1 protein-coding gene is annotated in these 2,554 nt (G+C 68.1%); it reads right to left on the reverse strand.

What is annotated here, in order from left to right; genetic code table 11:
- The coding region (locus D769_RS00210) for an AAA family ATPase (RefSeq protein ID WP_008640816.1) at positions 1 to 2,183 on the reverse strand (2,183 nt) is incomplete at its 3' end.
- Positions 2,184 to 2,554: the final 371 nt, after the last annotated feature.

Below are 2,554 nucleotides of genomic sequence, written 5' to 3' on the forward strand. Positions count from 1 at the left end.
TCGGCGATGGCCTCGAGCCGCGACCGGCAGGCATCCGCTGCGGCACGGTCGCCGGCTCGCCGATGCAGCCGGACCTGGCCGGCAAGGCTGTGCGCGAGCAAACGATCGAGCTTGCGTCGCGCGGCATGTTCTTCCAGCCGTTCGAGGTAGGCAAAGGCATCCAGATGGTGACCACGGACGGCATGGCACTTCGCGAGCGTCATGATGACGCGCAAAACCGAATCGGGAATCGAGATGCGCTCCAGCACGTCCACCCGGGGTTCCAGCATGGCCAGCGCGGCTTCGATCTGGTTTTGCTCGTAGAGCACCTCGCCAAGCATGGCTGCCGCAAAGTACTCGGGCTCGGTCCCGAATGCGCCGACCTGTTCGGTTTCGCGTAGCACGTCACGGCAAATGCGCTCCACCTGCGTGATCTTGCCTTCGATCGCGTAGCTGAAGGCGGCCATGCATCGGCCGTTGAGCATGCCGGCCGCGCTGCCGAGCAGCGGCGCGCCCTCGACGATCAGTGGCGCGTTGTCAGACTGGATGGCGCGGGCGCGCTCGTAGTTGCCCTGATGCATGTAGAGCCACGTCAACAGGTTGTTACGCGCGCCCACCAGCAAGCCGCCGACGTCGCCCGGCATGGATTCGAGCAGCGGCTGCAGCCGCTGCGCACTCTCGGCGTCGTCGGTCAGCACCATCCGCATCATCTGGAGTTGCCTGAGGCGCTGGCGCAGCTCCCCTTCGGCTGGCAGTTCGCCATCGAGCGCGTCGAGCTCGGCCCGCGCGGCATCGACTTCGTGCGCATAGAGTTGCATCTGCACCGTGAGCAGGCGCAACGCCAGCCGGGCACGGACCTCGGGTTTGGGAAGCTGCTGCAGCAGGCCCGCCACCTTGCGTACCTCGCCACGTCCGATCAGGGTCGATGCGTAGCGTTCGACCAGATCCGCGGCAGTACCGGATTCGCCGGCCAGCACCGCGTGCCTGACCGCTTCGACGAGCAGCCGGTGATCACGGAACCACTGCCAGGCCGCCATATGGACCTGATGCCGCACCGATTCGCTGCGCTGGCGGAACCGCTCCGCCAGCGTTTCGCGCAGGAGCGGATGCAGCCGGTACCACGGTGCCCGGTCGGGCCCCTGTACCGGTTCGATAAACAGGTTCTCGTTGTCGAGCCGCGCCAGCAGCGCCGAAACCACGGGTTCCGAATCGGCGCGCCCCCCGGTCAGGGCGACACATAGCGATGCGCAGAAGCGCTCGCAGGCGGCCGCGTGCACCAGCAACTCGGCTTCGTCCGGGGCCAGGCGTGACAGCACCTCGCGCTCGAAATAGGCCGAGAAGGCGCCCGCATTCAGCACATTGGCCCGCACGAAGTCGTTGGCGAACGACAGGCTGTTGGCGTCCTGCTTCTTGCGCTTCCAGTGCGTGGCGAACAGTTGCAGGCCGGCCACCCATCCGTCGGTCAGCTCGTGTAGTACCCGCGCATCGCGCGCGTCAATCCCGGTCAACTGCGTGGCCAGAAAGCGCCGCGATTCGTCGGCGGTCAGCCGCAGGTCGCGCTGGTCGAGTTCAAGCACGAGGTCCTGGTCGCGCAGGCGTCCCAGCGAGAGCGGCACCTGGCTGCGCGAGGCCAGCACCACGTGCAGGTTTGGCGGCGCGTAGTCCAGCAGCCACTGCATGGCTTCCAGCACGCGGGGGTTGGTCAGGCGATGCAGTTCGTCGATCACCAGCACGATCTCGCGCGGGCACGCCGCGATGCCGCCCACCAGCGCGATCACGGTGCGCTCGATTGCCTCGCTTTCCATGTCGCCCAGACCGCCGAGCAGGGCGGCCTCGCGCGTGATGGCGGGGCTGACCTGCGCCAGGCTCGACAGCACGTGGTCGAGCCAGTGGGTCATGTCGTTGTCGTCGTCGGCCAGCGTCACCCAGGCCATGTCGAAGCCCAGGGCGCGCAGGTCTAGCCGCCAGGCCACCAGCACGGCCGTTTTGCCGAAGCCGGCGGGTCCCTGGATCACGATGCAGCGGCGGCGGCGAGCCTCGGTGAGTTGGGCCAGCAGCCGTTCGCGCGCCACCACGCGCGCCGTGCCGCGCGGATGCGCGCGCGCAGCCGATAGCGGCGAAACGTCAGGAGAAACGTCGGGAGAGATATCCGCGAAGACGTCGGTCGATGCGGATTCAGCCGGCGCGGGAAAAGGCTGGGACATGGGTTTGACCAGCGCCGGATGCGGCGGCGCGCAGGAGGGGCAAGGCCCGATGCCAAGCGATTCTACTCGCCCCCCCGGTGGCGCGGGACGACCAAAAGCGCACGACCGTGCGCTTTGCGTCGTTCCCACCCGCTTCAGGTGGGCCAGGGTGGCTGTCGGCCGCAACGCGCGCGTGCGGGCATATCCTGCTGGTCATACGGTCTGCGAGCGGTCTGCGAGTGTGGGCCGGCAGGTACGGAGCGGATGTCCATGGATTGCAGTGTGCCTTCCCACAAGCTCATGCCGCCCAGGCTGGGCGGCGGCATCGCCATGCGCGATGCGCTGCTGGCGCGGCTGCATGAGGCGCGCCATGCGGCGCTGGTGGTGCTGGC

The sequence above is a fragment of the Cupriavidus sp. HMR-1 genome, from assembly GCF_000319775.1.
Lineage (GTDB): Bacteria > Pseudomonadota > Gammaproteobacteria > Burkholderiales > Burkholderiaceae > Cupriavidus > Cupriavidus metallidurans.